This window comes from Pseudonocardia ailaonensis (assembly GCF_039531635.1).
GTDB classification, from domain to species: domain Bacteria; phylum Actinomycetota; class Actinomycetes; order Mycobacteriales; family Pseudonocardiaceae; genus Pseudonocardia; species Pseudonocardia ailaonensis.
This window is the reverse complement of sequence record NZ_BAAAQK010000001.1, coordinates 198,652-206,731: the sequence shown is the minus strand read 5'-3', so window position 1 is coordinate 206,731 and position 8,080 is coordinate 198,652. Positions and strand designations below refer to the sequence as shown.

Sequence of the window (8,080 nt, the reverse complement as noted above, 5' to 3'; positions counted from 1 at the left end):
GTACCAGTTCGGGAAGGCCCCCGGCCCTTCGTCGGGCGCGCCCTGGATCCGGATCGTGCCGAGGTCGGCCAGCTGCTCGGGGCTCAGCGAGACGAACGCCGCCGCGGCGTTCTGCTCGAGGTAGCGCTCGCGGCGGGTTCCCGGGATCGGGACGACGTCGTCGCCCTGGTGCAGCAGCCACGCCAGGGCGACCTGACCGGGTTCCGCCCCGACCTCGGCGGCGACCCGGCGGACGACCTCGAGCGTGGCCCGGTTGGCGTCGAAGTGCTCCTCCGAGAAGTACGGCACCGTCCGGCGGCTGTCGTTCGCGGTGATCTCGTCGCGCGAGGTGATGGTCGCGGTGAGGGCACCGTGTCCGAGCGGGGACCAGGGGACGACGGCGATGCCGAGCTCCCGCGCCGTCGGGAGGACCTCGTCCTCGATGCGGCGCTGCCACAGCGACCACTCGGTCTGCACCGCGGCGATCGGGTGGACGCCGTTCGCCCGGCGCAGCGTGTCAGCGGCCGCCTCGGACAGCCCCAGGTGGCGCACCTTGCCCTCCGCGACCAGCTCCGCCATCCAGCCGACGGTGTCCTCGATGGGGATGTCCGGGTCGATGCGGTGCGCGTAGTAGAGGTCGACGTGGTCGGTCCCGAGGCGGCGCAGCGACCGGTCGAGCTGCTGGCGCATGTACGCCCGCGTGCCGTCGATCCTCCGGGACGCGTTCGGCCCGGTGGTGATCCGGATGCCGAACTTGGTCGCGACGACGAAGTCGTCCCGGTGCCCGTCGAGCGCCCGGCCGAGGATCTCCTCGCTCGGCCCGTAGACGTCCGCGGTGTCGATCATCGTCACCCCGAGCTCGGCGGCCCGGGCCAGTATGGCGCGCGCGCTCTCGTCCTTGTCGTAGCCGCTCTGGCCGTAGAAGTCCCCGAAGCTCATCGCCCCGTACCCGAGGGCGCCGACCGTCAGGCCCTCGGTGCCGAGGGAGCGGGTGGGAATCGATCCGGTCATGGTCGTGCCTTCCGTGTACGGGGCGCGGCGCGGCGACCCGGCGTGGCCGACGGGGACGGTCCGCGGCGCCCTTCCACGGCCGGTTAGCCGATCACGATCCGGCCGCGCGGCCCGCTGCGGCGGGCCGGATCGGGGTGAGGGTGACGGGAACGCCGGTGAGGTGGGCCATTCCGCTGAAGGGCTCGATGGCGTGACCCGGCGGCATGATCCGGTTGACGTTGACGCTGCGGCGGGCGGGGGCGACGGGCCGGCCTTCGCCGACCGAGCCGCCGCCGTGGGTCATCGCGACGACCCCGGCCCGCAGGTCGTCGTCGATCCCGACGGCGGCCACGATCTCCCCGTCGTCCGTCGACAGCCGGACCTCGTCGCCGTCGGTGAGACCGAGCCTGGCGGCGTCCTCGGGCCCGATCCGGACGGGGAGTTCGTCCCCGCCCATCTGCTCGAGGTTGGCGAGCGCACTGTTGAGCGACCGTGACGTGCGGCGGTTGATGAGGAGGAAGTCGTCGCCGGTACGGCACGTGGCGTCGTAGAGCGACTCCACGCGTTCCAGGGCCTCGTCGAGTGCGGGAACGGTGCAGCGCACGCGGCCGTTCGGTGTCGGCAGGCCTCCGGGGACCACCGTGCCCGGCTCGGCGAGCGGCTTGATCAACACTCCGTCCTCGCGCAGCCGGGCCAGCGAGTAGCCGTTCGCCACGAGCTGCGCGTCGAGCACCGACAGCGAGGTCATGGCCGGTACGTCGAGGGAGTTGGGCCGGCCGAGCGCCTGCAGGATCCGGCTGTAGATCCACTCCTCGTTGCGCTGCTCGCCGGCCGGCTCGACGAGGGCGTCCGTCCACTGCATCCACGGCTGGGCCTGCAGGTTCTGCCCGAAGAAGTTGAGGTCCGGGCGTTCGTACATGTCGGTGGCCGGGAGCACGAAGTCGGCCAGGTCACCGGTGGCGTTGCGGTACAGGTCGACGGAGACGAGGAGCTCGAGCGAGGACAGCGCGTCCCGCATGGCGGCCTCGCCGGGCACCGTGAGCACCGGGTTGCCGGCGGTGACGAACATCGCCCGCACCGGACGCTCCGGGTCGGCGATGAACTGGGGGAGCAGCGCCGCCGGCCACATCCCCATCGGGGTGCGGAACCGCGCACCGTGGTGCTCGCGGTACGAGGTCACCTCGCCGACGTCCGGTGCCGCCGGCGACACCGACGTCAGACCCGGCGTGAACAGCGCGCCCCCGCGCCGGTCGAGGTTGCCGGTGACGAGCACCAGCATCTGCTGCAGCCAGTAGGCGACCGAGGGCTGCGGTCCCTGGTTGATGCCGACCGACGAATGGATGGTCGCGCCGTCGGCGGCCGCGAACTCGTCGGCCAGCTGTTCGATCACCTCGGCCGGTACGTCGCACGCCCGCGCGCACCGCTCGGGAGGCCACGCCGCTGCGAACCGGGCGACGTGCTCGAGCCCGTCGGACTGCTCGTACGCCCGTGGGCTGATGCCGTGTCGCTCGATGACCCGGTGCAGCATCCCGGCGAGGAGATAGACGTCGGAGCCGGGCCGCAGCTGGATCGTCTCCCCGATGCGGTCGTCGACGCGTCGCGGGTTGACGAACGTGACCTTCCCGCCGCGGTCGCGAATCCTCATCAGCCTGCGCACCGGATGGACCGTCGACACGAACGACATCTTCGACACCGACGGATACGTACCGATCACCACGAGGTGGTCGGCGTTGTCGAAGTCGGGAAGCGTGTGCAGCTGGGCCGAGCCGTAGACGACCTCGGACACGGCGAACTTGTTGCTGCAGTCCTGGGTTCCCGAGCTGAACGTGAGCTCGCACCCGACCGTCTTGCGGAACACGCCCAACGCCACCGCGGCCTTGGCGTTGAAGGCGATCGGGTTGCCGCCGTACGTCGCCAGGGCCGCGGGGCCGTGCCGCTCCAGGATGCCGCCGAGGCGGTCCCCGATCTCCTCGATGGCCTGGTCCCAGGTGACCCGCTGCCATCCGGACGGCGTCCGGCGGATCGGGTGGGTGAGTCGATCGGGGTCCCGGTGCAGCGTGGGTGTGGCGAGACCCTTGTTGCACGCGAACCCGGCCGTCACGGGATGGTCCCGATCCGGCCGGACGCGCAGCAGGCGGCCGTCCTCGACCGTGGCGATCAGCCCGCACGTCGGGCCGCACAGGCGGCAGAACGTGCGGTGCGTCGTCCGGGTTCCGCCGGGCGACCCACCTGGGTCCCGTTCCACGACTTCCTCCTCGGCTCGGAGCGGCTCAGTAGCTGCGGGGCAGGCCCAGGACGTGGGAACCCAGGTAGTTGAGCACCATCTCCTGGCTGACCGGCGCGATCTTCATCAGCCGGACCTCCCGGAAGTACCGGGCCACGTCGTACTCCTCGGAGTAGCCCATCCCGCCGTGGGTCTGCAGGGCCCGGTCCGCGGCCTGGAAGCCCGCGTCCGCGCACAGGTACTTCGCGGTGTTGGCCTCCCGGCCGCAGGGCAGGCCCTGGTCGTAGAGCCAGGTCGCCTTGCGCAGCATCAGCTCCGCGGCGTCGAGGCGGGCCAGCGAGTCCGCGAGCGGGAACTGCAGCCCCTGGTTCATGCCGATCGGCCGGCCGAAGACCTCGCGCTGGTTGCCGTAGGTGACGGCGCGGTCCAGGGCGACCCGGCCGATGCCCAGCGCCTCGGCCGCGATGAGCATCCGCTCGGGATTGAGCCCGTCGAGGATGTACTTGAAGCCCTGGCCCTCCTCGCCGACCCGGTCCTCGACGGGAACCATCAGGTCGTCGATGAACAGCTCGTTCGAGGTGACGGCGTTGCGGCCCATCTTCGGGATCGGCCGGATGTCGACGTGGGCGCGGTCGAGGTCGGTGAGGAACAGCGTCATGCCGTCCGTCTTGCGCGTGACCTCGTCGTAGCGCTGCGTCCGCGTGAGCAGCAGGATCTTCTCCGACTCCATGGCCTTGGAGATCCACACCTTGCGGCCGTTGACCCGGTAGTGGTCGCCCTCGCGCTTGGCGAACGTGGTGATCCGCGAGGTGTCCAGGCCGGCGCCCGGCTCGGTGACCCCGAAGCAGACGTGCAGCGAGCCGTCGACGATCCGGGGCAGCGTGCGGGCCTTGAGCTCCTCGGAGCCGTGCACGATCACCGGGTGCATGCCGAAGATCGACAGGTGGATCGAGCTTGCGGCGTTCATCCCGCCGCCCGACCGGGCCACCTCCTCGACCAGGAGCGACGCCTCGGTGATCCCGAAGCCGTGCCCGCCGTACTCCGCGGGCATGGTGATGCCCAGCCAGCCGCCGGACGCCAGCGCGTCGTAGAACTCGGTCGGGAACTGCTTGTCCCGGTCGTGCTCCCTCCAGTACCGGTCGTCGAACTTGCCGGCCAGGTCCCGCACCGCGGCCCGGATCGTCTCCTGGTCCTCGTTCAGTGCGAAGTCCACGTCGTCCCTCTCCTCACCGGGCCGACCGGCCGGGCCGGCCGGGGCCGCGGCCCGTCACCGGCTCGGGTGCAGCAGCTCGTAGGCATTGTCGTGCAGGAAGCGCTTCTGGTCGGCCGGGTCGAGGTCCTGGACCCGCTCGGCCAGCTCGATCGGGTCCTTGACGCCCTCGGGGTGCGGGAAGTCCGAGCCCATCGGGACCCGGTCGGACCCGATGACCTTCATCAGCGCCGCGACGTCGTCCTCGGGGTAGGGCGAGACGTAGATGTGCTCGCGGAAGATGTCGCTCGGCCGGCCCTGGACGCGACCGCCGAGCCACTGGCCGTTGCGCCCCATCCCCTTCATCTTGTCCATGACGTTGAGGAGGTAGGGCACCCACGTCGAGCCGTTCTCGACGCTGAGCACGCGCAGCGTCGGGTACCTGCCGAAGAGGTTGTGCATGATGCAGGCGGCGAGGGTGTCCATGATCGGCCGGTCACCGAAGAAGTTCGACCACTGCAGCGCCGACTTCCCGTTGGGCTTCGGCTTGGGGTCCTCGCTGAAGTCCGGCGAGTACAGCTCGTTGTAGCCGGACTCGGCGATGTGGAACCCGACGACGACCCCGGCCTCGGCCACCCGCGACCAGAACGGGTCGAAGATCGGGTGGGCGGGGGAGCGGCCGTAGGCGTGCCCGGTCTTCATGCAGACGACCTTGGCCCCGCGCTCGAGCACCCACTCGAGCTCCTGGACCGCCAGGTCGGGATCGCGCAGCGAGACCAGCGGAGCGCCGTAGACCATCCCGTCCGACCCGTAGCCCCAGTCCTCGTACAGCCAGCGGTTGAACGCGTGCAGGTTGGCGTAGAGCGCCTCGGGGTCCTCCCGCAGGTGGTGCTCCCAGAGCACCCCCAGCGTCGGGTACAGGAAGGTCGCCTCGAGGTTCTGGGCCTCGAGCGCCTTCAGCCGCGCCGGCCGCGACGTCCACTCGGGCGCCAGTGCGGCGTGCACCCCGGCCTCCTCGAACGTGAGGCCCGCCTTGACCGCCTGCATCATCTCCTTGAGCGCACCGGGCTTCAGGACCTTGGTGAAGAACCCGGGCTCGATGATCTCGAGCCGCTCGCCCTTCCACGAGATCGTCTCGAACCCGGCCTCGTCGAGGTCCACCGTGATGGCGCGGTCGCGCATCGAGGGCTCGATGTAGCGGGTGAAGCAGTCGGCCGGCTCGTAGTAGTGCGTGTCGGCGTCGATCAATTGGTAGCCCAGCTCGACAGTCACGCCTGCCCTCCCTGTGCGTTCGCGCGGACGCCGTCGTCGGGCCCGCTTCCCTCAGTTAATCAACCGGATGGCCAATTAGTAAATAGCAACGCGGCCGCCGGGCCGTCAAGCGGTCGCGTCGGCGCCCGCCCCGCGGTGCCGCACGTCGATCCCCGGGAGGGTCGGCTTCGCGGCGGGGGACTTCTTGAAGATGCTGACCCCGCAGATCTTCCCCGTGCCGTCGAGCTCGAAGATGTTGGCCTGGGGGCCGGGTGTCGGCACGCCGTCGACGACGACGTTCTCCGCCATCTCCACGAGATAGCGGTCCGGCCCGATGGCGCTGATCCGCTCGAGCTCCATCTCGTAGCCCGGGATCTGCGGCATGATCTCGCGCAGGAACTCGACGTACTCGTCCTTGCTCTCCAGCGTGTCGATGTAGGGGCCGACGCGGACGAAGCGCTCGTCCGAGATCGCGTCGGCGAACTTCGGCCAGTCGTGTGCGCGTAGGGCGTCGAGGAACTGCCGGATCACGTCGGGACCGTTCATGGTCCTGCCTCCTGCGTCGTACTCGGTCAGGCGTCGAGGAGCAGGGGCTTGCCGCCCAGCCCGGTCACGATCTCGCTCATCAGTGCGGCGAACCCGCTGCCCGTGGTGCGGTCGACCCAGGGCGTCATGTTCAGGAAGGACAGCTCGGTCAGGCCGGCGGCGACGAACGGCTCGAGGCGCCGGACGACCGTCTCGGGGCTGCCGTGGATGATCGTCGCGTCGACGATGCCCTCGGGGACCAGCGCGGGCAGCGACCGGGCGAAGTCGGGGTCCAGCGCCTCGCCGACCTTCATCGTCTTCGGCCAGCTGGCGTTCTCGCCGAAGGGGTGCTCGTGGCCGAGCTCCTTCCACGCCTTCCCGGCCATTGCGCCGTACCCCCACAGGGCGGGCCAGGCGATGGCGGGATGGCGGGTCAGCTCGCGGGCCTCGTCGTCGGTCGGGGCGACGAGGATCATGGCCATCGCGCTGAAGTCGAGGGCGTCGGGATCGCGCTGCGCCGCCGAGGCGTACGCCCTGACGTTGCGGACGGACTCGGCGATGACGGCGGGATCGTTGCGCGCGCCGCCCGGGAGGAACGTCATCCAGCCGTCGCAGAGCTCGCCGGCCAGCTGCTCGACCCGCGGCCCGCCACCCACGGCGCGGATGACCGGCTTGCGGCCCTCGTACAGCGGCAGGGGGAACACCGCGTCCTTGAGGGGCCAGTACTCGGACTCGCGGGAGACCGGGCGGTACGCGTTGTCCCACAGCGTGTTCATGACGTGGACCGCCTCGATCATGCGGTCGACCGGCTTCGTGCGGGTCTCCCCGAAGGGCTCGAACTGCTTCTGCTCACCGCTGCCGATGCACCAGACCGCCCGGCCCCCGGACAGGTGGGTGATCGACATGGCCTCCTGGGCGAACACCGAGGGGCTGCGCCGCAACGGGTCGATGACCGCGCACTGCAGGCCGAGGTTCCGGGTGGACACGGCGGCCGCGGACATCAGCTCGAAGGACCCGTACCACTGGGAGCCGTAGGTGCTGATCAGGGCTTCCGGGTCGTCGGGAGGGGAGACGTCCGCGGGCATCATGCCGTAGGGGTGGGTGCTGCCCATCTGGTCGGGGAAGCGGACGAAGTCCCATCCCTGTGCCTCGATCCGGGGCAGTGCCCGAAGGCCCCGGTCGAACGGCGGGCCGGTCTGTCCGGTGTACCCGAACCGGAGCTGCGTCATGGAGAACCCCTTCGTTCATCGGCAGCTCAAGCTACGCTTGAAACTAATAGGTCGGCAAGTTATGTTTCGCCGCGCCAGAAGTCACAGCGTGGTCGACGGGTGGAGGACGAGGCATGGGATCGGACGAGGAGCGCCTGGCGGCACTACTGCCGAAGCTGCAGGAGGTGGTCGACCGCATGGAGATCGAGAAGTGCATCCTGCGGGTGTCGCGGGGCATGGACCGCCACGACACGGAGCTCGCGAACTCCGGCTTCCACCCCGACGGCCGTGACGACCACGTGCTGTTCGTGGGCCCGGCGAGCGAGGCGATCGACTGGATGGAGACCGCGCACGACACCGACCTGCGCGGTCACCAGCACTACGTCACCAACATGACCATCGAGATCGACGGCGACGAGGCACACGTCGAGTCGTACAACATCATGGCGGGTGTCGGGAAGGACTCGTGGGACCCGGTCGTGGGCGGTGGCCGCTACCTCGACCGCCTGGAGCGCCGCGACGGCGAGTGGAAGATCGTCGACCGGGTGTCCACGGGCGAGTGGTGGAGCCTCCCGAACGTGATGGAGAAGATCGTCGAGAACGTCCACCCGCACTCGGCGGACCGCGACGACATCTCCTACATGCGCCCGCTGAAGGTGCTGCGGCCCTTCCAGCGGGTCTCCCGCTCCGGCGCGCACGACTGAGCGGACGGCG

Annotated in this window: 7 protein-coding genes; 1 reads left to right on the top strand and 6 read right to left on the bottom strand. The window is 70.3% G+C overall.

Annotated features, from left to right (window positions below; translation table 11 throughout):
* The 6 genes from ABD324_RS00925 to ABD324_RS00900 all read right to left on the bottom strand — a co-directional run.
* On the bottom strand, positions 1-990 hold a 990-nt coding region (locus ABD324_RS00925; protein ID WP_344411558.1), incomplete at its 3' end, for an aldo/keto reductase.
* Positions 991-1,081: 91 nt separating this feature from the next.
* Positions 1,082-3,214 carry a molybdopterin-containing oxidoreductase family protein gene (locus tag ABD324_RS00920; protein ID WP_344411557.1) on the bottom strand — a complete coding sequence of 711 codons (2,133 nt, stop codon included), beginning with the start codon at positions 3,212-3,214 and terminating at the stop codon, positions 1,082-1,084.
* A 25-nt stretch (positions 3,215-3,239) separates the two neighbouring features.
* Positions 3,240-4,406 carry an acyl-CoA dehydrogenase family protein gene (locus ABD324_RS00915; RefSeq protein ID WP_344411556.1) on the bottom strand — a complete coding sequence of 389 codons (1,167 nt, stop codon included), beginning with the start codon at positions 4,404-4,406 and terminating at the stop codon, positions 3,240-3,242.
* A gap of 54 nt (positions 4,407-4,460) precedes the next feature.
* Positions 4,461-5,654 carry an amidohydrolase family protein gene (locus ABD324_RS00910; protein WP_344411555.1) on the bottom strand — a complete coding sequence of 398 codons (1,194 nt, stop codon included), beginning with the start codon at positions 5,652-5,654 and terminating at the stop codon, positions 4,461-4,463.
* Between the two features lie 105 nt (positions 5,655-5,759).
* Positions 5,760-6,179, bottom strand: coding sequence for a nuclear transport factor 2 family protein (locus tag ABD324_RS00905; protein WP_344411554.1), 420 nt, complete (start codon positions 6,177-6,179; stop codon positions 5,760-5,762).
* 26 nt (positions 6,180-6,205) lie between these two features.
* Positions 6,206-7,387, bottom strand: a complete 1,182-nt coding sequence (locus ABD324_RS00900; protein WP_344411553.1) for an LLM class flavin-dependent oxidoreductase — start codon at positions 7,385-7,387, stop codon at positions 6,206-6,208.
* Positions 7,388-7,500: 113 nt separating this feature from the next.
* Here ABD324_RS00900 and ABD324_RS00895 point away from each other — a divergent pair, with 113 nt between their 5' ends.
* Positions 7,501-8,070, top strand: a complete 570-nt coding sequence (locus tag ABD324_RS00895; protein ID WP_344411552.1) for a nuclear transport factor 2 family protein — start codon at positions 7,501-7,503, stop codon at positions 8,068-8,070.
* The last annotated feature ends 10 nt before the right edge of the window (positions 8,071-8,080 follow it).

Bases quoted from the DNA above. Each gene is read 5' to 3' on its own strand.
- ABD324_RS00905 (WP_344411554.1), bottom strand. From the start codon at position 6,179: ATGAACGGTCCCGACGTGATCCGGCAGTTCCTCGACGCCCTACGCGCA.
- ABD324_RS00900 (WP_344411553.1), bottom strand. From the start codon at position 7,387: ATGACGCAGCTCCGGTTCGGGTACACCGGACAGACCGGCCCGCCGTTC.
- ABD324_RS00895 (WP_344411552.1), top strand. From the start codon at position 7,501: ATGGGATCGGACGAGGAGCGCCTGGCGGCACTACTGCCGAAGCTGCAG.